The following is a 26,870-nucleotide window of genomic DNA, read 5'->3' as shown; positions in this document are numbered from 1 at the left end:
TGTGAGTAAAACCCTTTCCAACAAGTCTAACTTACAAGTGCTCTTTGAAGACAACCACCTAATTGTGGTAAACAAACGTGCTGGCGATATTGTACAAGGCGATAAAACAGGCGATAAACCATTAAGCGACGTTGTAAAAGACTATATAAAGCACACGTACAACAAACCCGGAAATGTTTATTTGGGGGTGGTACATAGGTTGGACAGACCCACAACAGGTATTGTGCTGTTTGCCAAAACCAGTAAGGCACTCCCCCGACTGAATAAGCTTTTTGCCGAAAAAAAAGCCCAAAAAACCTACTGGGCTTTAGTTAAAAACGCCCCGCCAAAAACAGCAGACACCTTGGTACACTGGTTGCGGAAAAATCCTAAAAACAACAAATCTACTGCGTTTACTAAAGACACCAAGGACAGCAAGAAAGCCATACTTCACTATAAGGTTTTAAAAGCGTTAGACCATTATTTTCTTTTGGAAATTGAATTAGAAACCGGCAGGCACCACCAAATTAGATGCCAATTGGCAAGCATTGGCTGCCCTATAAAAGGCGATTTAAAATATGGTTTTAACCGCAGTAATCCCGACGCCAGTATTAGCTTGCATGCAAGACAACTAGAGTTTACACATCCTGTAAAAAATGAGCTTATACGTGTTGTGGCCCCATTGCCTGAAGATCCCCTATGGGAAGCTTGTGAAGCAATTTAGCCCAACGGATAAGTTAACACCAATTTGGTGCCTTGATCTGGTTTTGACGATAGCTTAAACTCTGATTTGATTAGTTTAGCACGACTTTTCATGTTAATAAGGCCGGCGCCTTTTTTAGCCGCCTCTACATTAAACCCCTTGCCGTTATCGGTAGCGGTAATCTGTAAGGTTTCCGGCTGGTAGTTTAATTGAATGGTAAGGGTATCGGCTTCTGAATATTTTACCGCATTGGAGAAAAATTCCTGCAAAATTCTAAATATAATAACCTGATGGTTTTGGTCTGTTAATGGCCGTGCTTCTCCGTCTATATCAAACACGACGCGTTCAAACCTTAAACGTTCTAAACGGCTAATTTCATTTTTTATAGAATCTATAAGCCCCATATTTAACAGCACATCGTTATTTAAAGACTTAGACAATGCCCTAACTTCCTGTAAACTTTGTTTAATAGTTTCGGAAGTGGCGTTTAAAGTAGGCTTTACCTTCTCTTCTACTTGGGTACTAAGCATGTTCATTTGCATGTTGGCATATGCCAAAAGCTGTCCAATATTATCGTGGAGCTCCCAACCTATGTTTTTTAAGGTTTGTTCTTGCACTTCGGTTTGGGCACGTTGCATTTCTTTATCAAATGCACGTTGTTGCTTTATTTTATCCAGAAGCAACTTATTTTTACGCTTTTGAAAAAACACAAAAAACACAATAACCAATGTGGTAAGCACAACCAAAACTACTATCATATAAATAAGCAAGTAGCGTTGGGCATCTGTAGTGACTAATCGTTCTGTGGCTTGCACCATAATAAAGCAAAACTAAAGGTTAAATACATAAACATAATGGCTCCTAAATATATTTGCCACTTTAATACAACAAAGTTCCAATCTGCTGTGGTGAAATACACATTGTAAAATGACACGGGTGTTAAAATTAACACCCAAATAAACAATACAGCTGCAATATAAAAATTGAGGGATCTGTAAAAGTTTAAAATTTTATCTGACAGCAAGACTTCTATAAAATAAAAAATACAACATAAAAAGATGATTGCCGCTCCAAATATTTTTAAACTAATGTGAGTAAAATGTAAAAATAGGCTTTCAAAATGTATTGCATAGTAAGTTAAGTAGGCAATAACGTAACATATTGTAAGGACTTTAATCGTTTGTTTAAAGTACTTGTTTTTAAGAATCTTTAAAAAGTATAGAATAAAAAATAAGCGTGCTAAAAAAAAGCTAAAAATAGAATACCACCAGTAGTTTTTTTCAAACCAGGTACCTTCTATTTTAAGTTTTATAAAATGTAGCCACTTATAATTATTAATATCAGTTGTATAGCCACCTAAACGGTCTACTAACACCCAATAAATTACTATATAAATAAAGTACTTAGCTGTGGTGTGTTTATATTTTTTTAGGCAAAACACACCTATAATTGCGGCCAGCATTTCTACTGACCGCACTAATAAAGTATAATTCTGTCTTAAAAACTCTTCCAAAACCTATTGTGGATAGTTAGCACTTGGCGGTTCACCATTTCCTCCATCATTCAACCCATCACCTTCAGAAATATCACTACTGGCTTTAAAGGCTGGTAATGGCATGCTGCTGCCTTCTTCTAGGTTTTTGGTTCCCGTAGGAATTAAAAACATGGTAGTATAGCCTACTTGGTCGCCTTCATTGGCATGAGCGCCTAAATAAATACGCACGCCATCCATGGTATAGCCCAATGCTTTGGCTTGATTTTCGGCATAATCTAAATAGTTACGCATATCGTCTAGTGAATACCAACTAGAACGGTTGTCTGGACGTTTTACAATAGAATCGCTTATTAATTGGTGCCTCGAATTAAAAGCAGCATCTAAGGCTTTTGCTTCTTTTGGTGTAATAACGCCTTTGGGTTTAATAATTTCTGGAGTTTCAGTCATATTATTTGGATTTAAATATAAGTAACATAACAAGGCCCCAAACAGAACTCCCAAAATGAGGTAAACAAGTTTTTTCATTATGTGTTAGGTTGGTTAATAGATGGTTTTAAAAGTATTAAAAAGTTAGAACATAGTATCGTTAACAAGAAAAATATTACAGCTGCGTTTTATGTTATCCCAACCACCCCTCTCTATCTAAGCTTCTATATTGAATGGCTTCGGTGATATGCTGTCCTAAAATAGAACTAGACTGCTCTAAATCGGCAATGGTACGTGCCACCTTTAAAATTCTATCGTAAGCTCTAGCCGAAAGATTTAAGCGCTCCATGGCTGTTTTAAGCAACTGCTTAGACGGTTCGTCTAAAGCACAGAATTCTCTAATTTGCCTCGTGCCCATTTGGGCATTGTAATGTATGTTGTCTGCATCTTTAAACCGCTGTGTTTGTACATCCCTTGCTAATGTAACCCGTTTTCTTATGGCTACTGAAGCCTCTCCTTTTCTATCGTCCGATAGCTTTTCAAAAGGTACTGGAGTCACTTCAATATGAATGTCTATTCTATCCAACAACGGCCCGGAAATTTTACTTAAATACCGCTGCATTTCGGCTGGCGAAGAGGTTACCGGTGCATCTGGATCGTTAAAATAGCCGCTGGGGCTTGGGTTCATACTGGCCACCAACATGAAGGACGAGGGGTAGGTTACGGTAAACTTTGCCCTGGAAATAGTGACTTCCCTGTCCTCTAAAGGCTGCCGCATAACCTCTAAAACTTCCCGTTTAAATTCTGGAAGTTCATCTAAAAACAATACGCCGTTATGCGATAGCGAAATTTCGCCCGGTTGTGGGTAACTGCCCCCACCAACCAAGGCGACATTGCTTATGGTATGGTGCGGACTCCTAAACGGGCGTTGAGCCATTAACCCCATATGAGCTTTTACCCGACCGGCCACCGAATGAATTTTTGTGGTTTCTAGCGCTTCTTGAAGTGTCATTGGCGGTAAAATACTCGGCAAACGCTTGGCCAACATGGTTTTCCCTGCTCCTGGTGGGCCTATTAAAATAATGTTATGCCCTCCTGCTGCGGCAATTTCCATACACCGTTTTATGGACTCTTGACCTTTAACATCGGCAAAATCGAACTCTGGAAAATCCAAATTCTTGTAAAACTCTTCTCTAGTGTTTATGGTGGTTTGCGGTAAGGGTTCGCCTTTGTTAAAATGGTTAATGACCTGCTTGATATTATCTACGCCAAAAACCTTTAAATCGTTAACAATAGCTGCTTCTTTGGCATTCTGACTTGGTATGATAAAATTCTTAAAGCCTTCTTCCCTAGCCTTTATGGCAATAGGCAAGGCGCCTTTTATAGGCTGCAGGGTGCCATCTAAAGACAGTTCGCCCATGATTAAATAGTCTTCTAAATGGTCTGCTTTTATTTGTTTTGAAGCTGCTAGTATGCCAATGGCCAAAGTTACATCGTAAGCACTGCCTTCTTTACGTAAATCGGCAGGTGACATGTTAATGATGATTTTCTTTCCTGGAATTTTATACCCATTATTTTGAAGTGCCGCAGCAATGCGGTAATTACTTTCTTTTATAGCATTGTCTGGCAACCCTACTAAGTGATAGCCAATACCAGAATCGACATTAACTTCTACAGTTATGGTTGTTGCTTCAACACCAAAAACAGCACTTCCAAAAACTTTTTTGAGCATAAAACATTTAGTTTGCTCTTAAAAGTAGGAAAAAAAAATTAAATTATTTAGAATGTCCCTATAACGCCAAACGTGTTATACCCCGCCTTAAAACGCCAAGATATTTTATTTTTATTAGCTTCCGGATAACGGTTAGATTGGTTTAAAAACTTATCTATACTATCCACCGTCACTATGCTTATTACAGCTCCTAAAGCTACATCTGTCGCCCAATGGGCACGCACCCACATTCTCGATAAAGGCGTTATGGAGCCTACGGCATAAATTCCGGCTTTAAGCCAAACATTATCAAACTGTTTTGCCAAAGCGTGGGCCAAAGTAAAGCTTAACATGGTATGCCCCGACGGAAATGAGTGGTGGCTTGCCTTGCTGCTAAACATCTCAAAATCGTGTTTTCCTAATTCTGCCCCTGGTCTAGCACGACCAACTACTGTTTTCATAACCGTTTGAAATACGCCTGTGGCCGTAGCCGAAGAAATCATTAAAACCCCGGTTCGGCGTACTTTTTCATTTTTAGTTAACAAACCGCCAACATAAATCCCTCCAATAAGCAGGTAGTTGTATTGTGGTTTCCCTAAATGCCACCCAAATTCTTTTAACCCTTCTGGAATATGCTCACCCTGGTTGGTAAAGTACGCTTCCAAATCGGTGTCTACAGTATACAACACAGCTTCTCCTGCCACGACGGCACCAACTGTTAGCCAATCGTTGCCTTTCCAGTGAAAGGGTCTGGAATACGCATGCATAATACCCTTAAAGGCCGACACTCCATCGTACTTGGCTTTTTCCCAGTTCGACTGGTTTTTATCGGGTTGTAAGGCCGGATCCATCATCAGGGAATCGGTTTGCGAAAAAAGCCATGTGGTATGCACCAATAATAGCCCTAAAAAGATATGTTTCATATGCTAATTATCTTAATACTGTAAATTCTATTTCGGAGTCGTGAAACACCGTATGGGTTTGAACTTTAAAATCCTCTGGTTTGGCCTTAAAAATATTATCGACATACGTTTGCGGATTGATGTCGATATACGGAAAAAAGGTACTCTGCACCTGAATTTGAATTTTATGCCCCTTTTTAAACGTATGAAAAACATCCTGAAGCCCTAATGGCACAGCTGTTTTTTGGTTGGGCACAAACGGCTCTGGTGTTGTCATGCTATTTCTAAAACGGCCTCGTATTACCTCACTCCGCACCATCATATGGTAATTGCTTAGTTTTAAGTGCTCTTGAACATCATCTGTATTTTCCGTATCATGCGGAAAAACATCAATAACCTTTACAATCCAATCGGCTGCTGTTCCTGTGGTTGCCACATTTAACTTGGCCAAAATATCGCCGGCCATGGTAATATGTTCTGTTAACGGTTCGGTTTCAAACACTAAAACATCTGGTCGGCGTGCAGCAAAACGTTGGTCGTCGGTCATGAATTTTCGTGGGGTAAAAACAACTTTAATATCTTCTGAATACGGCACCGGTTTTTTAGGGTCGCTAATAAAGCTTGAAGCACCATGTTCCTTATCGGTCTTTTGGGTAAGTTTTTCGTCTGCTTGTAAAAAGAACCTCATTTTACTGGTGTTTTCTGGTGGCCAAGCGTTAAAAGAGGCCCATGCTTTAGTTCCTGTATTAAACATGTGGGCTTCTGGCAATCCTGTTTTTCCATTGGCCTGACCTTTAAGAAAATGGTTAAAGAACTTTGTTTCGATATGCTTTTGGTAATAGTCTGAAATACTATCTCCAAAATGAATGTTCCCCACCACTTGCCTGTCGTTTGTCCTAGCCCAATCGCCATGGCTCCACGGCCCAAAAACTACAGTATTGTAATTGTTTTTACTGTTTTTTTCTATGGCTTTGTAGGTGTTAAACGGGCCGTACAAATCTTCGGCATCAAAAAGCCCCCCCACAACCATGGTAGCAGGTTTTATGTTTTTTAAATGTTGAATAATGCCTCGTTTTTGCCAGAATTCATCGTAGGTATTGTGTGTTTTTAACTGCTCCCAAAACACATTATCCTCGCTATAATAGTGGTTTAAATTACTTAATGGACCTGCATCTAAAAAAAACTGGTATTGGTCTTCTGTACCTATGTTGGGGAACTCGTACCAAGCCTCTTTTGTCGGGGTATTTTTCATATACCCAAAAACCGATGTTGCCCGCCAATAACTTAACAAATAGGCGCCATTATGGTAAAAATCATCAAAAAAGAAATCGCCAATACAAGCTTGGGGCGAAACTGCTTTTAGCGCTGGATGCGCATCTAACAAGGAGTAAGTGGCATAAAACCCCGGATACGAAATGCCATAGGTACCTACGTTTCCGTTATTATTTGGTACGTTATTAACCAACCAATCAATGGTATCGTATGTATCGCTGGATTCATCTGTTTGAATGCCTGTTTTATTGGGGATGTAGGCCCGCATATTATCGTAAACCCCTGCACTGTTCCAACGCCCCCGAACATCTTGATAAACCATAATGTTTCCTTCCTCCATTAAATATTTATTAGGGCCTATGGTCGCTAAAAATTCATCCTCGCCGTATGGTCTGCAACTGTACGGTGTGCGTTTTAATAAAATAGGATAGGTTTTGGTGCTGTCCTTTGGCGAATAAATGGTTGTGTGCAGTGTAATGCCATCGCGCATTTCTATGGTTACTTCCTTTTTGGTATAATGTGTTTTGGCATATGAGGTTTTTAGTGCGTTGTCGGGTTTGGATGAGCTGCTTTTACAGGCTACAACACATAACATGCATAATAAAGACAGTACCAAAAGTTTTCTCATAGTAGGCATTTAATTAAAAAAGGCTAAAGATATTCAATAAAAGCCAAAAAAATGTTAACGGTTTTCTAAAGACAGAAAATTAAAGCGCGACCCATCAAACAATCCCTTATCACTCAACTTTAAAGACGGTATTACCAACAATGCCATAAAACTTAAGGTCATAAATGGAGCGGTTAATTCGCTTCCTAAAGATTTAGCTTTTAAATCTAATTGCTGATATAACTTACCCACTGTTTCTGCATCTTGATCACTCATAATTCCAGCAACTGGTAGTGGCATTACTAATTCATCGTCATCTGAAACCACACAAATACCACCCTGACTTTCAATAATTAAATTAACGGCTTTACAAATGGCCTCATCACTAACACCAACGGCAACAATATTGTGCGAATCGTGCGCTACCGAGCTGGCAATAGCTCCTTCTTTTAATCCAAATCCTTTTATAAAAGCCAAAGCAGGCGCAGCATTATTGTAACGATTTACAACGGTTATTTTTAAAATATCTTCTGAAAGGTTTGCTATCAAATCACCTTCTTTTACCATGGCATTGGCAACAAGCTTTTTTGTTATCAACTCGCCGTCCAAGGCTTGAATAACGTTTATTTTTGATGCCGTTGAAGGCACCTTAAAATCTGAAACCTGCTTCTTTTCTGTATTAAACTTATTAATAATCTTAAATGGCACATGCGGCATAAACGACATACCTTCCTTGAAAACACAGCTGCCATTTATGTACGTTTCCAACACTTTAAAATGCTTTAAATCTTCTACTATAACCAAATCGGCTTGATCGCCTTTATTTAATGTACCAACATCTAAATTATAATGCTCTACAGGATTTATACAAGCCACTTGTAATACTTTAAACACGTCTATTCCCTTGGCTACAGCTCTTTCGCAAAGCCGGTTAATATGTCCAAGCAATAAATCGTCTGGATGTTTGTCGTCGCTACAAAACATCATGTTTTCGAAATGATCGGGTAATAAATCAATTAACGCTTCGAAGTTTTTGGCGGCACTGCCTTCTCGAATTATAACTTTCATGCCTTTTTGAAGCTTTTCCAGGCCTTCGTTATACGTAAAACACTCATGATCGGTTGTTATGCCTGCGGCAATGTAGGTGTCTAGGTCTGCCCCGGTTAATCCCGGTGCATGCCCGTCTATGGGTTTATTATATTGTTTTGCCCATTGTATTTTTTTCATGACTTCTGCATCGCCATGTAACACCCCAGGATAATTCATCATTTCGGCTAAATATTTGATGTCTGGATTTGCCAGTAAGGTTTTAATGCCTTCGGCATCTATTGTGTCACCAGCCGTTTCGAAAGCTGTCGCGGGTACGCACGATGGTGCACCAAAATTGAACTTAAATGGTGTTTGCTTACCATTTTCAATCATAAACTCAACACCTTTAACACCTAAAACATTTGCTATTTCATGTGGGTCGGAGACCGATGCTACTGTACCATGCTGTACGGCTATTTTAGCAAACTCACTTGGGACTAACATAGAACTTTCTATATGAATATGGGCATCGATAAACCCTGGTAATATATAGTTTTCTATAGGATGATTTTTTTCTACAATAGATGTGATTTTTCCTGCTTCAATTGTAACTTCACCTTTAAAAATTCTCTTATTTAATATATCAACAATATTACCTTGTAATGTCATTTTAGTTCTTTTAGTAAAGCTAAAACATTTCTTATAAAAAAAGCGGGAATAAATCCCGCTTTAATGTTTTATATGATTCTTATTAATTGTCTTTAAACTTAGACACTCCTTCCATCATCCACTCAAAATACTCGTTGGCATCGGGCATATAGCCTACGGTTTTGTTTAAATCGTTTCCATTAGTATCTTGAATTACGTATAAGGGCTGCGCATTGGTATTGTAGCGTTTTTGTTGAAACTCCAACCATTTTTGGCCGTAAGTTCTAATTTTATTGCCCGAGAACTCCGATTCGTACTGTTCTTCTTTTGGTAGTTTCTCTCTGTCGTCTACGTATAGTGAGATGAGCACCACTTCGTTATTTAACAACTTAAAAACACGATCGTTAATCCACACTTGCTCTTCCATTTTACGGCAATTTACGCAGGTAATTCCTGTAAAGTCTAACATAACGGGTTTGTTAACCGATTTAGCATAAGCCAAGCCCGTATCGTAATCGTGAAAGGCAATAATATCGTGCGGGCCAAAGTGTGCTCCTTCTGGCAGTTCGGTAGGCATGGCTTTACCCGAAACAGCATTAACCTGCTTTTTCATGTAACCAACCCCATAAGGCGATTCGCTATTGGTGCTCATTGGTGGCGGGAAACCACTAATTAACTTTAACGGGGCGCCCCAAAGTCCGGGAACCATGTATATGGTAAATGACAACGCTAGTATGGCCAAACTTAAACGGCCTACCGAAATGTGGGTTAATGGCGAATCGTGTGGCAATTTAATTTTACCTAAAAGGTAAAGGCCTAAGGTACCAAAAATGGCAATCCAAATGGCTATAAATACTTCGCGCTCTAGGAAGTGCCATTCCAATACCAAGTCGACCATAGACAGGAATTTAAAGGCAAAGGCCAATTCTAGGAAGCCTAACACCACTTTTACGGTGTTTAACCATCCGCCCGATTTTGGCATGGAGTTTAACCAACTTGGGAAAAAGGCAAACAACGCAAAAGGCAAAGCGATTGCCGACGAAAACCCGAGCATGCTTACAATAGGTGCAATACCGCCTTTGGTGGCAGCATCTAACAAGGCTGTACCGGCAATTGGAAAAGTGCATGAAAACGACACTACGGCTAAGGCCAAGGCCATAAAAAATATGCCTAAAATCCCGCCTTTATTAGCACCTTGATCTACTTTATTTACCCACGAATTGGGCAGCATGATTTCGAAAGCGCCTAAAAATGAAAAGGCAAAAATAACTAAGGCAAAAAACATGATGGTATTAAACACCACACCTGTAGAAAACTCGTACATGGCATTGCTGCCAAACATGGCCGAAACCGCGGTTCCTAAAAGGGTGTAAATAACAATGATAAAAAACCCATAAACCAAAGCATTTTTTATTCCTGCCGCTCTGGTTTTACTCTGCTTGGTAAAGAAACTCACCGTCATTGGAATCATAGGAAACACGCATGGGGTTAACAAGACTAAAAACCCTAGGAAAAAGGCCGTAAAAAATATTTTTAACAAGCCTTTAGATGCTTCTGTATCGTCTGTAGTTTCTACTTCTGAAGCATTTATCTCAGCGTCTGTTTTGTTAGGTGAAACTGCTGTTTTTTCTTCGGTGGCTTGTGTGCTGTTATTAAGATTAAAAGCGATGGTTTTAAACTTGTAAATACAACGTTCGTCATCACAAGCTTGATAGGCAATTTCGGCAGAAATGGTTTTTAAGCTTTGGTCTAACACCTCTATTTTTTGCTTAAAAGTGGCATTTCCATCGAAGAAGTTCAACTTCATATCAAACACCTTATCGTACTCTGTTATAAACTCACTTTCTACAACATGACCAATTAACTTAAACGTTTTGTCTACTTGGGTTGAATCGAAAATAAACTCGGTTGGAAGCGGTCCATCTTCTGGAAGTTTTTGTGAATACAAATGCCAATGATCTTCTATATCTGCCTTAAAAACCAGTTCGTACTCTGTGCCAGATAGTTTCTTAACTTCATGAGACCATGTTACGGGATCTAGGATTTGAGACTGGACATTAAAGAATGTAACTAATGTTAAAATTAAGGTCGTTAGTATAGGCTTCATACGTATTGTAGTTGTATTTTTAATACCTGTTTGGTTTGTTGGGTTACTTTATATCTGTCGTCTGTGCGGCGGTTAACCACCCAAACAATGTTATTATTGGAACAAAGTACAAAAATGCGTTCTTTTTCAAGCAAGGAAAGCTTTTCGTCTTTTAAATATTTACTCACCTTTTTTTTGCCTTGCATTCCAAAGGGATAAAAATAGTCGCCTTTTTGCCATAGTCTTACAGACAACGGGTATTTTAACAAATCTTTATCAATATAAATGGTGTTGGAGGCAGATGGCCCCATGTTCTTAACGTCTTCAAATAACAAACGCCCCAAAGGGGTTTCAACGCTATGCTGTGCTTCTTTTATTTGAATGATTGATGTAACGCTGTTTGCCTTGTTTTTAGAAAGCATTATACAATCCCGATCCTTTAACAAAGTGTAATTTTTCGACAATACTTGTTTTCCAGATTGCGCTGTAAGTAAATTTACCACATCGTTCCACTCGGTAAATCCATAAGGAGATAGCATGTGGTATAAATACGCTTTAGGACGAGATAGTGCTTGAATTTTTTCAATGTTAAAAAAAATGACATCTTCCGAAATCTTATCGACAACCTGATTAAACACCTCATCTACCCGATCCTGAATAATGCTTTCGCTCTCTTGAAGGTAAGTCTGCGTTTTCTGAAAATTTTGTAAAAACGTTGCATTTAATCCCTTTAATTGCGGGATAACCTCATGGCGCAATTGGTTACGCAAATATTTGGTTGATGCATTGCTACTATCTTCACGCCAAGACAACTTATTTTCTTGAGCATAGGTTTCAATTTGCGCTCTAGAAAATGGCAGTAATGGCCTAACAACAAAATCGTTCATTTGCGGGATACCCGAAAGCCCTTCGATGCCTGTACCGCGCGACAGGTTAATTAAAAACGTTTCCAAGTTATCGTCGGCATGGTGTGCTGTTAGTACAAAGTCGTAATGCAGTTGCTCACACAACGCATTAAACCATTGGTAACGCAACGCTCGTGCCGCCATTTGGGTAGACAACTTATGTGTTTGGGCGTATCCCAGCGTGTCAAATTTTTGGATAAAAACTTCAACACCTAAGCTTTCTGCCAAAGCAACCACAAACGCTTCATCGGCATCGCTTTCTTCACCTCTAAGGTTGAAATTGCAATGCGCTAAGGCTATGGGGTATTTTAAGGCGTGTAAAGCATGGGTTAACACCACGCTATCTACTCCGCCAGAAATGGCAATAAGCAAGCGCCCCTCTTTAAGAAACGGTAATGTTGTGCTTAAATGTTGTGCTAACGCTTTTATCATGTTTCAAAAATACCATTTAATTTTCCAAAACCTCGCGCATGGCCTTTGCTTTTACCAGGCACTCTTCGTATTCTTTTGCAGGTTCGCTTTTTGCCGTTATAGCACCACCCACCGAATACGACACGTATTGTTTGGTTTTATTATAGAGAATGCTTCTTATCACCACGTTAAAATCGAAATCGCCAGCGGGCGAAAAGTAACCTACAGCACCAGAGTAAAGTCCGCGTTTGGTTTCTTCCAGCTGCTCTATAATGGTCATGGCAGACACCTTTGGCGCGCCTGTCATGCTGCCCATGGGAAAGGTCGTTTTTATAACATCTACTGGGTGCACATCGTTACTTATTTTTGAGGTTATGGTTGAAATCATTTGATGTACTTGCTGAAATGTGTATACCTCACACAACTCTTCTACCGTTACACTTCCTTTCATGGCTGTACGCGATAAATCGTTACGTACCAAATCTACAATCATGATATTTTCGCTACGTTCCTTTTCATCGGCTTTTAAATGCGCCTTTAATTGGTTATCCTCTATAGGGTCTTCCGAGCGCCTAGACGTGCCTTTTATGGGCTGCGATAGCAGGCTGTTGCCAGTTTTTTTTAAATAGCGCTCTGGCGAGGCCGACAACAAGTATTTGTCGTAAAATTTTAAGAACGTCGCAAACGGGGGATTGGAAATTTGATTTAAGTTGTTGTAAATCTGTAAAGGGTTAATCGCAACTTCTTCCGCATAAAATTCTTGGCAAAAATTGGCTTCATATACATCGCCTCTATGAATGTGCTCTAATAATTTCTCTACCTTGCTGTGGTATTCATCCTTATTAATCCGAAGTTTAACTTTTATCTTATCCTGTGTTTTATAAGCCTCTAATACGCAAGATTGTATGCTGCTTAGGTCCGTTTCCATCTCATGCGCGACCATTGTTAGATAATGCAATTCTACCATGCCTTCTTTAATAAAAAAAAGTTTTTTAGGCTGAAAGAAAACAAGCTCGGGAAACTCCAAACCATCAAAATTATTGGAAACTAGGGCTTCGACATCATTTTTTAAATCGTAAGACAGGTAGCCAAATATCCAATCTTTGGTGTTGGTTTGGTACTCCTTTAAATTTTGAAAAGCTTGGTGGTAATCGGTAGAAATAGAGGTTAACGCACCCACGGCCAAAACGGCATCGAAATTAGAATAGGCGCTTTTAAAGCTATTGGAGTCTAACCAAACGATTTCATCAAACGCTTGGCTCCACGCCAATAATTGCTTTTTAAAGGTATTTACGTTTTTGGGGTAGTATTTATGTATGTGACGCAAATGCTTGACTTTATTTTACAAATTACCGAATAAATGCCCAAGCGTACAAGTACAGGATTATGAAAATACAAAAAGCCCTTTCAAAATAAAGAAAAGGCTTTTATATATTTTGAAGCTGCCACAGCACTTCAAAATGTTTAATTTTCGATTGTCACCTGATTGTCTACCAAATCCTTTATGGGTACAATAAGTTTTCCTTGTGTTGTTTTTAGGGTTACCGAAATATCGTTAACGGCAATTATCTCGCCCGAAATGCCATTAAAAGACACCATTTGCCCTAAAACAAACAAACGTCTTGTATAATAAGCCTTTAATAAGCTTTCTACCGTACTTCTGGCACCCAAGCCAACAGCTAGGGCAAAAGCCAAAAGAAACCCGCCCAAAATAAGGGTAATGTTATTGGTAATTATTCCAGTATCTATACCCGCTTGGTTTAAGGCTGTAATGGTTACAAACACAAACAACACCAAAAAGATTAGGTTGCTTATAATTTTTCCACCAGAAAAATCCAACTCCTTAAAAAACTTATAAATGGTGTTTTTTACAAGTCCGGCAATGTAAAGGCCTATTAAAAATAATGCTATGGCACTGAGCAGTTGTGGCAAATAACGTAGCAGACTGCTTATTTCTTCCGAAATTATGGTCCACTCCATAATTTGTGTTGCCAAGATTAAAAACACCAAGAACAGCCCCCATTTAACAAAACTGCCGGCAATGTTTACTATGTTAAAGTTTAGCTTTTTATCGCCAAAAAAATTAAGCTCGTTAAGCTTGTCGTCTAACTTATCGGCTTTAATAACGGTTAGTCCTCGTTTTAGGATTTTGACTAAAATTTTGGTTACCACCCACCCTATTAGCAAGATTAAAATGGCCCCCATCATTTTAGGAACTACGGCAATAATGTCATTCCAAATCGTGCTTAGTGAATTTAGCAGCATGTCTTTCCATTCATCAATTTTATCCATGTTAAGTAAGTTTAGTTATTTTCGGTTCTTTTTTTAAGAGTTCGTTCTATAATCTCGCCTACGTTTATTGAAAACAAACGCGACAGGTCCATTAAAAACTTAGCAAAAGCGATATCTTTCATCACCTTCCCTTTCAGGTCTTCTGGAGCTGCCCTTAAAGGCTCTTGCAGTTCTTTAAACGGGTTTTCCATAGCTTAAAGGTGGTTATATGCATTAATTAATTTATCCTTGGCACGTTTTAATCGCATTTTAACGGCACTTTCCCCTATATCGAAAATGTCTTGCAATTCCTTTATAGTTAGTTGGTCTTGGTATTTAAGAAGAATGATCACCTTATCGTCTGGTGGTATGCGCTCTAGGGCGATTTTAAGTTTGTCGACTTTCATCTGGTACAGGCCATCCTTATCGTCATCATCGTCGTCAAATTCTTCTTTAATATTATCGGCTTCTACGGCATGTTTTTCTATTTTTTTTGCCGTTGTTCTTGTAACGTAATTAACACAGTGGTTGTAGGTAAAGGCGTAAAGCCAAGTAGAGAATTTCGATTTCCCCTTAAAAGACGACAGCTTTACAAAGAGCTTTAAAAAAACATCTTGGGTTAAGTCCTTTGCTTCGTCTTCACTTTTGGAAAACCCCAAACACTTATTGTAAACCAAGTTTGCATACCTGTCGTAAAGCACCTCAAATAGGGCAGCATCGTTATTTCTAACAATGCGGCCTATGAGTTCCTCGTCTGTCAAGGATTTTTTTGTAAAACTTAATTTCAATTAATTTGCATTAATTACTTATCCCATGCTTAAGACACCTATTTTGTTTAGAAGTTACATAAAAAGGCGTGTTTTTTTAAAAAAAGGTCTTATAAAAAAGCAAGCCTTTAAAAAACAGCCCTTTGCAACCTTTGCCTTTTTCATTAACTATACTATTTTTTTAAAAAACACGTTACATTAATTAGTGCCGCAAAAAACGCCTTAACACCTTTGTGCATGACAAATTATTACTACAACCTTCTTCCTAAACTCATTCCTTTTGTTTTTGAAAAACATTACCACAACCATTTTATTAACATTGAATGGGTGCTAATAAATGGTCTGGCCAGCAAAAAGGTGGTTTATGTTTTTAGACCCGACCACAGCTTGGATATTATTGAAAACGCTAAAATTACACAAACCCATTGGCAGCATATCACCACCAATTTTTTTTCCATACAAACCGAAGATGGTCGCCAAGTGGTTAGTTTGCACTACAAAGATACCGATGTGCTTGTTATTAATAAAAAAGGCACCGACGATTATGCCTTTTTTGTAGATGAAAGTAGCTATAAGCACAGCTTGAACACCAAAGCCGATTTACAAAAATTCCTTTTAGACAAATACCTTAAAAAAGCTAAAACCCTTATTAAGGAACATCAATTTTACTACATTCAAAATTTTGAGGAGCATGGGCCATTTACGGTAACAGAGCTTTCTGTACGGGTTAAAAATAAAGTAACCGACGTGCGGTGTTTTGTGCGCGATATAAATGAAAGCAATTACAACAACCGCATTCGTATTGCCGATTTACTTAAAGAGTTATAAAAACAAAAAAGCGAACTTAAAAGTTCGCTTTTTTTATAAGGTTTTTTGTGTTTTACACATGCAAAGCACGGTCACCGGTCGCGGCTAAGGCAGCTTCCTTAATAGCCTCTGTAAAGGTTGGGTGGGCATGTGACATTCTAGAAACATCTTCGGCAGACGCTCGGTATTCCATTGCCACAACAGCCTCGGCAATCATGTCGGCAGCGCGAGCACCAATCATGTGCACGCCTAAAATTTCATCGGTGTTCTTATCGGCCAATACTTTTACAAACCCATCAATATCCATACTCGCTCTTGCACGTCCTAAGGCACGCATAGGGAATTGTCCTACTTTATAGGCTACGCCCGCTTCTTTAAGTGCCTCTTCGGTTTGCCCAACAGCTGCTACTTCTGGCCAGGTATACACTACGCCAGGAATTAAATTATAATCGATATGCGGTTTTTGTCCTGCTATGGTTTCGGCAACAAACACACCTTCTTCTTCGGCTTTATGGGCCAACATAGCACCTTTAATTACATCGCCAATCGCATAAATATTAGATGCTGAAGTTTGTAAGTGTTCGTTCACCTCTACTTGACCTCTGTCGTTTAATACTACTCCGGCAGCTTCTGCATTTAACCCATCTGTGTATGGACGACGTCCTACAGATACCAAACAATAGTCGCCTTTAAACACAACTTCGTTTCCTTTTTTGTCATCGGCTTTTACAATAACCTCGTCGCCTACACGCTCAACAGATTTTACTTTGTGCGATACGTTCATTTTGAATTTTGCCTTTTTTAAGACTTTGTTCAGTTCTTTGGACAAGCCGGCATCCATGGTTGGTATAATGCGATCCATGTACTCGACTACAGAAACTTCGGCACCCAAACGCTTGTATACCTGCCCCAGCTCTAACCCAATAACACCACCGCCAATAATAATTAAATGCTTTGGTACTTCTTTAAGTTTTAAAGCTTCGGTAGAGGTAATAACACGCTCTTTATCTATGTTTATAAAAGGTAAGGTAGAAGGCTTAGATCCCGTGGCAATAATGGTATGCTTGGCCTCGATTTCTTCCTCTTTATCGCCTTTAATAACAAGGTGGGTCGCATCTTTAAAACTTCCCACACCTTGGTAAACGTCAATCTTATTTTTCTTCATCAAGAAATCAATTCCGCCTGTGGTTTGATCTACAACCAACTGTTTACGGGCAATCATTTTTTCCAGATTTACTTTAACCTCGCCTGGTATTTCTATACCGTGCTCCTCAAAGTGTTTTACAGCATCTTCGTAGTGGTGCGAAGAATCTAACAACGCCTTACTAGGAATGCATCCTACATTAAGACAGGTGCCTCCAAGTACTGAGTATTTTTCTATAATGGCCGTTTTCATTCCCAATTGAGCGCAGCGAATGGCAGCTACATATCCGCCAGGGCCAGAGCCTATAATGGCTACATCGTATGAGTTCATAAGATTGTTTTTTTCGTATTTGTTAAAACGAGAACAAAAATACAAATTTCATTTCACTCAACCTGCCTCTAAAAGTGGTTAATTTTTTGTATCTTTTAAAAGCGTTTAACCTTTAAAACTCACGTTTATGAATGACCATGTGTACAAAAAAATTGAAATCGTTGGTACTTCGGAAACCTCTAGCGACGATGCCGTTAAAAACGCCCTAAGCAAAGCAGCTAAATCTCTTCAAAATTTACGTTGGTTCGAGGTTTTAGAAACCAGAGGCAACCTTGGAGACAATGGCCATATCGCGTATTGGCAAGTTACCGTAAAGGTAGGGTTTACCATGAAAGATTAACACGAAGTCTTACACCTTAATGGCCGTAGTATGTTTAACTTCGTTAATTACAAACATGCTATGGGTGCTTCCTATGTGGTTTATGGATGTTAATTTATTAACCATAAACTCGCGAAACGCCTCCATATCTTCTACCACTACTTGTAAGAGGTAATCGTAATCGCCGCTAATGTGATAGCAGGACATAACTTCATTTAGCTTGGCCACTTCCTGCTCAAACTTCATAACATACTCTTGTGTGTGCTGTACAAGCTTAATATGGCAGAAGGCTACAAACGATTTGTCTATGGCTTCCTTTTTTACAAGCGCCACATATTTATCGATTACCCCCGATTTTTCTAACTTTTTTATCCGCTCGTAAACTGCAGTCACCGAAAGATTCAGTTTTAAGGACAGCGCCTTGGTGGTTTGCTTGCAATCGTCCTGAAGTAAGGCTACCAGCTTCTTATCTATATCATCTAAATGTACCATAGGCTTTTCGAAAATTATTCTATGAAATCCTTAACAGGGTTAAAAATACAACAAAAACAACTAACATACCCGATTAAAACAGAATAATAATCTATATTTAAACGCATACATTGATTTTTTATCTAAATATCACGTATTTTGAAGCATTAACAACTAAAACTTTCAACCATGGCTTTTAAACCAGCAAACAACATACAAGACTTACAATATTTTGGAGAATTTGGCGGTGTTAACCCGTCCATATCAGATTCTTCTACCTACACCTTTTTATCGGCCAAGACCATGTTCGATACCTTTGAAGGCAATGCCGATGGTTGCTACCTTTACTCGCGCCACTCATCACCATCAAACCTTTATTTAGGCGAAGCTCTAGCGGCTATGGAAGGCACCGAAACCGCAACGGTAACCGCCTCTGGAATGGGTGCCATTACACCTGTAATCATGCAGCTTTGCGGTGCTGGAGATCACGTTGTTTCTAGCCGCACCATTTATGGCGGAACCTATGCCTTTTTAAAGAATTTCGCACCAAAACTAAACATTCAAACAACCTTTGTAGACATTACCAAAATTGAGGTGGTTGAGGCTGCCATAACCAAAAACACAAAAGTATTATACTGCGAAACCGTTAGCAATCCGCTTTTAGAAGTTGCCGACATTAAAGCCCTTGCCGAACTAGCCAAAAAACACCAGTTGCAATTGGTGGTAGACAACACCTTTTCGCCCCTATCGGTTTCACCTGCAAAATTGGGTGCCCATGTGGTTATTCACAGTTTAACCAAGTTTATTAATGGGTCTTCCGATACTGTTGGCGGTGTCATTTGTGGCACACAAGAGCTTATTGACAACCTAAGAAACGTTAACGATGGTGCTTGTATGCTACTAGGATCTACTATGGATAGCCTACGTGCGGCTTCCATTTTAAAGAACTTACGTACACTTCATATTAGAATGCAGCAACACAGTAAAAACGCCATGTTCTTGGCCGAGAAGTTTGAAAGCGACGGTATAAAAACCGTATACCCCGGCTTAGCATCACACCCATCGCACAACACCTTTAAAAGCATGATTAACGAACAATACGGGTTTGGCGGTATGCTAACCATAGATGTTGGATCGTTAGACAAAGCCAATGCCCTGATGGAAATGATGCAAGAAAAGAATTTAGGCTACTTGGCCGTAAGTCTAGGGTTTTACAAAACGTTGTTCTCTGCGCCAGGAACTTCAACATCATCAGAAATTCCAGAAGAAGAACAAAAAGAAATGGGCCTAAGCTCGGGCTTAATTCGATTTTCTATTGGATTAGATGCCGATATAGAACGCACCTACAGCATTATGCGCCAATGCATGGAGGCCTTAAATATTTTAAGCGCCTAAGCACGTTATACCATGCCAATTTATATACAGCCCAATGTTTTTTCATTGGGCTTTTTTTTTGGCATTTGCAAAACTTCGCCTAAAGTTGTAACATTACAATCCTAAATTAACGCACTAACATACATGGAAAGCCAAGATATAAAGCCCCAAAAACCAGAAGATGACACCATTTTAAACAACAAAGAATTAAATATCTGGGAAGCCTTAATTCCCGTTTTTGCATTAATTGTCATGCTGTTTTACAACGTGTTTTATGTTTATGGCGATGATGCTCTAAGTGGAAGCAACCAGTTTATTTTACTTATGGGAGCTGCAGTCGCTGCCATAGTTGGCTTTTTTAACAAGGTCTCTTTCGACCAGATGGTTGAAGAGGTTGCCGAAAACGTAAAATCGACCTCTGGCGCCATTATTATTCTTTTAATGGTCGGTGCCTTGGCAGGAACCTGGCTAATTAGTGGCATTATTCCCACCATGATTTATTATGGGCTTCAAATTTTAAATCCCACCATATTTTTAGCTGCCTGTGTGGTTATTTGTGCCATTATTTCCATTGCAACAGGAAGCAGCTGGACCACCTCGGCTACTGTTGGTATTGCCTTAATTGGTATTGGCGAAACCTTAGGTATTTCGTTAGGGATGACTGCTGGTGCCGTGCTGTCTGGCGCCTATTTTGGTGATAAAATGTCGCCCTTAAGCGACACCACCAACCTGGCTCCCGCCATGGCCGGAACCGATTTGTTTACACACATACGGTATATGGCCTACACTACCGTTCCTACCATTACTGTAGCCCTAATTGTTTTTATTATTATTGGACTAAACATCGATACAACCGGAACACCTAACATTGCAGACAAGCTTAACGCCATAGATGCAGCGTTTACCATTTCGCCTTGGCTATTTTTAGTTCCTGCTGTTGTTATACTCCTCATTATAAAGAAAACATCGCCTTTAATCGCGCTATTAATAGGTACTTTATTGGGGGGACTTGCCGCCGTTATTGCACAACCCGACATTGTGGCCAAGATAGCCGGAAGCGACACCTTAACTTTTAATACTGCTTATCGCGGTGTTATGGACGCCATAACCGTTGATGTAGCCATAGAAACCACCAGCGCCGAACTTAACGATTTGTTTTCCTCTGGAGGCATGAGCGGCATGCTTGGCACCATTTGGTTAATTGTTTGCGCCATGGTTTTTGGCGGCATTATGGATGCTATTGGCGCCTTAAGCAGAATCAGCAAGGCCCTTTTAAGTTTGGCGGCCACCACATTTGGACTCTTTGCCAGCACCGTTGCCAGTTGTTTGGCACTAAATGTAACCGCATCGGACCAGTACTTAGCATTGGTGGTTCCCGGTAAAATGTTTAAAAAAGCTTATGAAGACAGAAACCTCGCCCCCGAAAACTTAAGTCGAACCCTCGAAGATTCTGGTACAGTAACCTCGGTGTTGGTACCTTGGAACACCTGTGGCGCCTACCAAAGTGGTGTGTTAGGCGTTCCTGTTGTTGATTATTTTTTCTTTGCCATTTTTAACTGGTTAAGCCCTTTTATGACGCTACTTTTTGCAGCCTTTTCAATAAAAATAAAACAACTGTCGAAAAAACCGCAGTAAAACACGTGTTTTCATGCGTATATCTTAAACAAAACGGTGTAAAACCATCAAATTCACACAAAAAGCACAAGGCAGGCAAACCGATTAACACCATCTATCACACAATAAGATTTTATAATTAAATTCAATTTTAAATCCAGTATATCTGTGTAACTTTGTACCAGAAATAAGTCACGAATTAATAATTTAAAACAATAATAAATATGGCATTTGTAGGAAAAAGATTCCCAGATTTAAACGTAGACGCTATGAACGACATGGGCGATACATTTAAACTAAACGTATTAGAAGAAGCAATTAACAACAAGAAAAAAGTAGTGTTATTCTGGTACCCAAAAGACTTCACTTTTGTTTGCCCTACTGAATTACACGCTTTTCAAGCTGCAATGGCAGAGTTTGAAAAAAGAAACACTATTGTTATTGGTGCTTCTTGCGACACGCCTGAAGTTCACTTCGCTTGGTTAAATACAGCTAAGGACAACGGTGGTATTGAAGGTGTAACCTACCCTATTCTTGCAGATTCAAACAGAAACCTAGCCTCTACCTTAGGCATTCTAGACATTACCAACGAAACTTTTAATGAAGAAACCGGTATTGTAACTGTAGAAGGCGACAACGTAACCTATAGAGCGACTTACATTATCGATGAAGAAGGTATTGTACAGCACGAAAGCGTTAACAACATGCCTTTAGGCAGAAACGTAAACGAGTACATTCGTATTATTGATGCCCTAACTCACGTACAGGAAAAAGGTGAAGTTTGTCCAGCAAACTGGGAAGAAGGAAAAACAGCCATGAACGCCAACAGAGATGGTGTAGCAGAGTACCTTAAAGCCCACTTAAACTAAAAAAGATCATGGTTAAAGAATTAGAGCAAGATAATTTAACCGAATTGGTTTCTGGCAACGATACTGTAATTGTACAGTATTCGGCCGGCTGGTGCGGTAACTGTAAAATTATGAAGCCTAAGTTTAAAAAACTAGCTTCAGAAAATGACACAATGACTTTTGTTATTGCCGATGCAGAAAAATTCCCCGAATCGAGAAAATTAGCAACTGTAGACAATTTACCTACGTTCGCTACGTTTAAAAATGGGACATTTGTCAACCAAGTTCAAACCAATAAGTTTGATGTTTTAAAAGAATTGGTAAACGAAGTTAAGTAAAACACAATGAAGTTACCTGTAATTAAACATTTAACGCAATTTATTGAAGACAATGACGAAGATTTCGTTATTGAAACCATCGAAACCCTAGAAGCCTTAACCGAAGTCCCTTCGCTAAAAGACGAAGAGTTGGATGTTATTGGAGAATTAATCTCCAACATGTACGGTGCCATTGAAGTGAACAAAATGGTAAAAGAAGGAACACCAAAAAAAGACGCCTTAAATAGTTTTATGAAGCGCGTTATGGGATCGATAGACACATAAGCAACTTCCTTTAGTTGATTAATAGCAAACCTTAAAAGCCTCTTGTTAAATTAGCAAGAGGCTTTTTTTATTTTTTAAAGCAAATCATTTCTTAATGGTCTTTTTAATTATTAAATTTAGTCAAACAAATAAAAAAACAAACATGGCTACAATCACACTTAAAGGCAATACCATACAAACCTCTGGCGAACTTCCAGAAATTGGCTCTAAAGCTCCAGATTTTAAACTTACCAATGCCGCACTAGAAACCAAATCGCTTAGCGATTTTTCAGGCAGTAAATTAATCCTAAACATTTTTCCCAGCATAGATACAGGTACTTGCGAGGCATCTGTACGAACATTCAACCGCGAAGCTAGCGAGTTAGAAAACACCAAAGTGCTATGCATTTCCCGCGATTTACCCTTTGCTCAAGCTAGGTTTTGTGGCGCAGAAGGTATAGACAACGTGATTACCTTATCAGATTACAAAAACGGAAACTTTGGCGAAAACTATGGCCTAGACATTACAACCGGCCCTTTAGAAACCCTACTCTCCAGATGCATTGTTGTTCTAGACGAGGATGGCGTGGTTAAATACACCGAGCAAGTTCCAGAAATTGTAGATGAACCCAATTATAAAGCTGCTTTAGAGGCCTTATTGTAAATGAGCAAGAAGGAGCCCTTCCTTAAAAATAGGCTAAAAAGCATCGGGTATGCCTACAAAGGCGCCAAACTGCTTTTAAAAACCGAATCCAGTATTAAAATTCAGTTTGCGGTTGCTTTTATAGTTACCATTGCGGGAGTTTACTTTAAGCTTTCACCAACAGAATGGATGATTCAAATACTAGCAATAGGACTCATTGTTGCGGTAGAAGGATTAAATACGGCCATAGAAAAAATGGCCGATTTTATTCATCCTGAACACCATAACAAAATAGGTTTTATTAAAGATATTGCTGCCGGAGCCGTTTTTTATGCCGCCATAACCGCAATAATCATAGGGCTGTTCATCTATCTTCCTAAGATTTTTGAAATATAATTTATATATAGGATAAACGTTAGTAATTTGTATTTTTGCTAACCAAACAACGCATGAATGGCGAGAACTAAAAAGAAAACCAAAACCACTAAAAAACGGCAATTTAAGCGCCCTAGCTTAACCTTATCCAACCAACAAAAATTAGTTGCAGGTAGTTTTCTAATAATTTTTGGAATGCTCCTGTTCATTTCGTTCGTCTCGTATTTTTTTACGGGCAATGCAGACGAAAGCATTATAAACGAATTTACAACGCGAGAAGTCGAAGCCAAAAACTGGCTGAGCAAAATTGGCGCTTGGTTAAGCAACTTTTTTATAAAACAAGGTTTTGGTGTGGCCGCGTTTATCTTTTCGGGGCTTACGGTTCTCACTGGGGTTTTTATCACCTTTAATATAGACAAGGCCCGCTTGAAAAAAAACTGGTTTTGGGGCACTTTAATTGCCATTTGGCTTTCTGTAGCCCTAGGCTTTTTTACCAGTAAAATAGACTTTTTAGGAGGCACCATTGGGTACGAAGTCAATGCTTTCCTTCAAGACTACATTGGTAAAATAGGCGTGGTTATGTTGCTTATTTTTGGAGCAATTACCTATTTGGCCATAAGGTTTAAAATGACGGCAGACAGCTTTAAAGCCCTTTTTAAATCGGCCAAGAAAAACATTAAAAGTGATTTTGAAGACCTTTCGGAAGCAGCCTCTCAACCCCCTATAGTAGACAACGATCTTACTGCCGAGGCAGAAGCCATAAAATCGACCTTCGATCTCGATACCGAACAAAAAACAACTACTGCCAATACACAAACGCCTCCTGCCGTAAAAAACGATTTAGAAATCTCGGCACCCATTGAAGAAGAAGGAGACGTTGAAAATAAGGAAAACAATATAGCCATTGAAGTTGAAAACGCTTTAGAAGAAGCGTCTGAAACGGACAATCTAGCCAATAAACTTGTAGAGGACTTTGGCGAGTTCGATCCAAAATTGGATTTAAGCAAATTTCAATTCCCACATCTCGATTTACTAAAAAAATACGATAGCGAAGGCATTACCATAAACCAAGAGGAACTAGAGGAAAACAAGAATAAAATTGTTGAAACGCTAAACAATTACAAAATTGGTATTTCCAGCATTAAAGCAACCATTGGCCCTACGGTAACGCTGTACGAAATTGTTCCAGAAGCGGGAGTTCGCATTTCCAAAATAAAAAATCTGGAAGACGACATTGCCCTTTCGCTCTCGGCCTTAGGCATTCGTATTATTGCGCCCATTCCCGGGAAAGGTACCATAGGTATCGAGGTTCCTAACAAGAATGCAACAATTGTTTCCATGCGCTCGGTTATCGCCTCACAAAAGTTTCAAAAAGCCGACATGCATTTGCCCGTGGCTTTAGGAAAAACCATTAGCAACGAAACCTTTGTTGTAGACTTAGCCAAAATGCCACACTTGCTTATGGCTGGTGCCACGGGGCAAGGAAAATCGGTGGGGCTAAATGCAGTACTCACCTCCCTACTCTACAAAAAACACCCGGCAGAAGTTAAATTTGTTTTGGTAGACCCTAAAAAAGTAGAACTCACCCTTTTCAATAAAATAGAACGCCATTATCTGGCAAAATTGCCCGATAGCGAAGAAGCCATTATTACCGACAATACCAAGGTAATAAACACCCTAAACTCGCTATGTATTGAAATGGACGACCGTTACGAACTGCTTAAAAATGCCATGTGCCGCAACATTTCGGAATACAATACAAAGTTTAAAGCCAGAAAGCTAAACCCTAACGACGGCCACCGTTTTCTGCCTTACATTGTTTTGGTGGTGGATGAGTTTGCCGACTTAATCATGACCGCCGGTAAGGAGGTAGAAACCCCTATTGCACGATTGGCTCAGCTGGCCCGTGCTATTGGCATTCACTTAATTATTGCCACACAACGGCCTTCGGTTAATGTTATAACCGGTATTATTAAAGCCAACTTCCCGGCACGTATCGCCTTTAGGGTAACCTCTAAAATAGATTCGCGTACCATTTTAGATGGTGCAGGAGCCGACCAACTTATTGGCCGCGGAGACATGCTATACACCCAAGGCAACGACATGATACGTTTGCAATGTGCCTTTGTAGATACCCCAGAAGTAGAACAAATAACCGATTATATTGGATCGCAAAAAGCCTATCCAGATGCCTATTTGTTACCCGAGTATGTTGGTGAAGAAAGTGGCACAAGTCTTGATGTAGATATAGAAGATAGAGACAAACTATTTAGAGAAGCAGCAGAGGTTATAGTTATTGCACAGCAAGGCTCGGCATCGTTATTACAACGCAAGCTAAAACTAGGTTACAATAGGGCCGGCAGGCTTATAGACCAGTTAGAAGCCGCTGGCATAGTTGGAGGCTTTGAAGGCAGTAAAGCCCGCCAAGTGCTTGTTCCAGACATTGCCGCTCTAAATCAATTATTAGACGAAGAAAAACAGTAAATCCTTGAACCGGTAAAATCATGAAACATCTTTTTTTAACAGCAGCCTTTTTATTCACCTCTTTTGCCTTTTCGCAAAGCAACAGTGCTAAAAATTTGCTTAACGACGTATCGAACAAAGCCAAAGCCTATAGCAATATTTCTATAGATTTTAAATATACCCTAGAGAACCTTTCCGAAAACATTCACCAAGAAACCCGAGGCAATGTTGTTTTAGAAGGCGACAAATACCGCTTAAATATTTTGGGAGCCACTAGAATTTACGATGGCAAAACGCTTTATAGCATAAGTCCAGACGATGAAGAAGTTACCATTTCTAACGAAAACCCAGACGACGAAAACAGCATTACCCCAAGCAAAATGCTAACGTTTTACGAAGATGGCTATACCTACCATACAGACATTACCCAAAACATAAAGGGCAGAAAAATACAGTACATCAAGTTAACTCCCATCGATTCCAATGCCGAAATTAAGCATGTTCTTTTAGGGGTAGACGTACAAACCAAGCACATCTATAACTTGATTGAAGTTGGCAAAAACGGCACAAAAACCACCCTAACCGTTAATTCTTTTAAAACAGATCAACCCCTTTCAAAATCCTTGTTTACTTTTGACAAAAATAAATACAAGGACTATTACATAAACAAACTGGATTAACCACACCCT

27 protein-coding genes are annotated in these 26,870 nt (G+C 39.3%); 12 read left to right on the top strand and 15 right to left on the bottom strand.

The annotated features are described in order from the left end of the window. Nucleotide 1: 1 nt before the first annotated feature. On the top strand, nt 2–703 hold the full coding sequence (locus IA57_RS10865) for an RluA family pseudouridine synthase (RefSeq protein ID WP_036123158.1): 702 nt from the start codon (nt 2–4) through the stop codon (nt 701–703). Here IA57_RS10865 and IA57_RS10860 read toward each other — a convergent pair. The 13 genes from IA57_RS10860 to IA57_RS10800 all read right to left on the bottom strand — a co-directional run bounded on the left by IA57_RS10860 (nt 700) and on the right by IA57_RS10800 (nt 15,206). Next, nucleotides 700–1,500 (bottom strand): sensor histidine kinase, encoded by an 801-nt coding sequence (locus IA57_RS10860; protein WP_036123156.1) that lies wholly within the window; start codon nt 1,498–1,500, stop codon nt 700–702. The two genes, IA57_RS10865 and IA57_RS10860, sit on opposite strands and share 4 nt — an antisense overlap. Next, nucleotides 1,476–2,195 (bottom strand): hypothetical protein, encoded by a 720-nt coding sequence (locus tag IA57_RS10855; protein WP_036123153.1) that lies wholly within the window; start codon nt 2,193–2,195, stop codon nt 1,476–1,478. Before IA57_RS10855 ends, IA57_RS10860 begins: the two co-directional genes overlap by 25 nt. A gap of 3 nt (nt 2,196–2,198) precedes the next feature. Continuing rightward, a complete protein-coding gene (locus IA57_RS10850; RefSeq protein WP_236625394.1) occupies nt 2,199–2,624 on the bottom strand; it encodes a hypothetical protein in 426 nt (141 codons plus the stop codon). A 172-nt stretch (nt 2,625–2,796) separates the two neighbouring features. Beyond that, the gene (locus tag IA57_RS10845) at nt 2,797–4,335 is read right to left on the bottom strand and encodes a YifB family Mg chelatase-like AAA ATPase (protein ID WP_036123148.1); all 1,539 of its coding nucleotides are present in this window, start codon (nt 4,333–4,335) and stop codon (nt 2,797–2,799) included. Nucleotides 4,336–4,382: 47 nt separating this feature from the next. After that, a complete protein-coding gene (locus IA57_RS10840; RefSeq protein WP_036123144.1) occupies nt 4,383–5,237 on the bottom strand; it encodes a phosphatase PAP2 family protein in 855 nt (284 codons plus the stop codon). 7 nt (nt 5,238–5,244) lie between these two features. Next, the gene (locus tag IA57_RS10835; RefSeq protein WP_036123140.1) at nt 5,245–7,116 is read right to left on the bottom strand and encodes a CocE/NonD family hydrolase; all 1,872 of its coding nucleotides are present in this window, start codon (nt 7,114–7,116) and stop codon (nt 5,245–5,247) included. 54 nt (nt 7,117–7,170) lie between these two features. Beyond that, a complete protein-coding gene (gene ade / locus IA57_RS10830) occupies nt 7,171–8,793 on the bottom strand; it encodes an adenine deaminase (RefSeq protein ID WP_036123137.1) in 1,623 nt (540 codons plus the stop codon). 82 nt (nt 8,794–8,875) lie between these two features. After that, on the bottom strand, nt 8,876–10,879 hold the full coding sequence (locus tag IA57_RS10825) for a protein-disulfide reductase DsbD family protein (protein WP_036123134.1): 2,004 nt from the start codon (nt 10,877–10,879) through the stop codon (nt 8,876–8,878). Beyond that, the gene (tilS, locus tag IA57_RS10820) at nt 10,876–12,195 is read right to left on the bottom strand and encodes a tRNA lysidine(34) synthetase TilS (protein ID WP_036123131.1); all 1,320 of its coding nucleotides are present in this window, start codon (nt 12,193–12,195) and stop codon (nt 10,876–10,878) included. Before tilS ends, IA57_RS10825 begins: the two co-directional genes overlap by 4 nt. A 16-nt stretch (nt 12,196–12,211) precedes the next feature. Further along, nucleotides 12,212–13,501 carry an aminodeoxychorismate synthase component I gene (gene pabB, locus IA57_RS10815; protein WP_036123128.1) on the bottom strand — a complete coding sequence of 430 codons (1,290 nt, stop codon included), beginning with the start codon at nt 13,499–13,501 and terminating at the stop codon, nt 12,212–12,214. Between the two features lie 137 nt (nt 13,502–13,638). Beyond that, nucleotides 13,639–14,466, bottom strand: coding sequence for a mechanosensitive ion channel family protein (locus tag IA57_RS10810; protein ID WP_036123126.1), 828 nt, complete (start codon nt 14,464–14,466; stop codon nt 13,639–13,641). An 11-nt stretch (nt 14,467–14,477) separates the two neighbouring features. After that, nucleotides 14,478–14,657, bottom strand: a complete 180-nt coding sequence (locus tag IA57_RS10805) for a hypothetical protein (protein WP_036123124.1) — start codon at nt 14,655–14,657, stop codon at nt 14,478–14,480. Nucleotides 14,658–14,660: 3 nt separating this feature from the next. Further along, nucleotides 14,661–15,206: an RNA polymerase sigma factor gene (locus IA57_RS10800; RefSeq protein WP_084176754.1), complete on the bottom strand. Its 546-nt coding sequence runs from the start codon at nt 15,204–15,206 to the stop codon at nt 14,661–14,663. A gap of 243 nt (nt 15,207–15,449) precedes the next feature. On the opposite strand from IA57_RS10800, the gene IA57_RS10795 reads away from it, so the two are divergent. Then, complete coding sequence (locus IA57_RS10795) at nt 15,450–16,040, top strand: hypothetical protein (protein WP_036123120.1); 591 nt, start codon at nt 15,450–15,452, stop codon at nt 16,038–16,040. A gap of 52 nt (nt 16,041–16,092) precedes the next feature. Here the strand turns inward: IA57_RS10795 and lpdA are convergent, their stop codons facing one another. Continuing rightward, on the bottom strand, nt 16,093–17,493 hold the full coding sequence (gene lpdA, locus IA57_RS10790) for a dihydrolipoyl dehydrogenase (RefSeq protein WP_036123117.1): 1,401 nt from the start codon (nt 17,491–17,493) through the stop codon (nt 16,093–16,095). Between the two features lie 127 nt (nt 17,494–17,620). On the opposite strand from lpdA, the gene IA57_RS10785 reads away from it, so the two are divergent. Next, nucleotides 17,621–17,833: a dodecin gene (locus IA57_RS10785; RefSeq protein ID WP_036123114.1), complete on the top strand. Its 213-nt coding sequence runs from the start codon at nt 17,621–17,623 to the stop codon at nt 17,831–17,833. 9 nt (nt 17,834–17,842) lie between these two features. On the opposite strand, the gene IA57_RS10780 is transcribed toward IA57_RS10785, so the two are convergent. Continuing rightward, on the bottom strand, nt 17,843–18,304 hold the full coding sequence (locus IA57_RS10780; protein WP_036123111.1) for an Lrp/AsnC family transcriptional regulator: 462 nt from the start codon (nt 18,302–18,304) through the stop codon (nt 17,843–17,845). Nucleotides 18,305–18,472: 168 nt separating this feature from the next. On the opposite strand from IA57_RS10780, the gene IA57_RS10775 reads away from it, so the two are divergent. From IA57_RS10775 to IA57_RS10735, 9 genes are all read left to right on the top strand, one after another. Next, nucleotides 18,473–19,678 carry an aminotransferase class I/II-fold pyridoxal phosphate-dependent enzyme gene (locus IA57_RS10775; RefSeq protein ID WP_036123108.1) on the top strand — a complete coding sequence of 402 codons (1,206 nt, stop codon included), beginning with the start codon at nt 18,473–18,475 and terminating at the stop codon, nt 19,676–19,678. A gap of 123 nt (nt 19,679–19,801) precedes the next feature. Next, nucleotides 19,802–21,292 carry a Na+/H+ antiporter NhaC gene (gene nhaC, locus IA57_RS10770; protein ID WP_036123106.1) on the top strand — a complete coding sequence of 497 codons (1,491 nt, stop codon included), beginning with the start codon at nt 19,802–19,804 and terminating at the stop codon, nt 21,290–21,292. A gap of 203 nt (nt 21,293–21,495) precedes the next feature. Then, entirely contained in the window at nt 21,496–22,140 is a 645-nt protein-coding gene (locus IA57_RS10765; RefSeq protein WP_036123103.1) for a peroxiredoxin, read from the top strand. 8 nt (nt 22,141–22,148) lie between these two features. After that, nucleotides 22,149–22,457, top strand: coding sequence for a thioredoxin family protein (locus tag IA57_RS10760; RefSeq protein WP_036123100.1), 309 nt, complete (start codon nt 22,149–22,151; stop codon nt 22,455–22,457). Nucleotides 22,458–22,463: 6 nt separating this feature from the next. After that, nucleotides 22,464–22,721 carry a DUF6952 family protein gene (locus IA57_RS10755; protein WP_036123097.1) on the top strand — a complete coding sequence of 86 codons (258 nt, stop codon included), beginning with the start codon at nt 22,464–22,466 and terminating at the stop codon, nt 22,719–22,721. A gap of 142 nt (nt 22,722–22,863) precedes the next feature. After that, entirely contained in the window at nt 22,864–23,364 is a 501-nt protein-coding gene (gene tpx, locus IA57_RS10750; protein ID WP_036123393.1) for a thiol peroxidase, read from the top strand. Beyond that, nucleotides 23,365–23,739 (top strand): diacylglycerol kinase, encoded by a 375-nt coding sequence (locus IA57_RS10745; RefSeq protein WP_036123094.1) that lies wholly within the window; start codon nt 23,365–23,367, stop codon nt 23,737–23,739. Nucleotides 23,740–23,796: 57 nt separating this feature from the next. Then, the gene (locus IA57_RS10740; RefSeq protein ID WP_036123091.1) at nt 23,797–26,202 is read left to right on the top strand and encodes an FtsK/SpoIIIE family DNA translocase; all 2,406 of its coding nucleotides are present in this window, start codon (nt 23,797–23,799) and stop codon (nt 26,200–26,202) included. Nucleotides 26,203–26,222: 20 nt separating this feature from the next. Continuing rightward, entirely contained in the window at nt 26,223–26,861 is a 639-nt protein-coding gene (locus tag IA57_RS10735; protein ID WP_036123088.1) for a LolA family protein, read from the top strand. The last annotated feature ends 9 nt before the right edge of the window (nt 26,862–26,870 follow it).

Source organism: Mangrovimonas yunxiaonensis (genome assembly GCF_000733475.1).
In the GTDB taxonomy this organism is placed as follows: Bacteria; Bacteroidota; Bacteroidia; order Flavobacteriales; family Flavobacteriaceae; genus Mangrovimonas; species Mangrovimonas yunxiaonensis.
The sequence above is the reverse complement of the archived record's forward strand: the minus strand, read 5'-3'. Positions and strand labels throughout refer to the sequence as shown.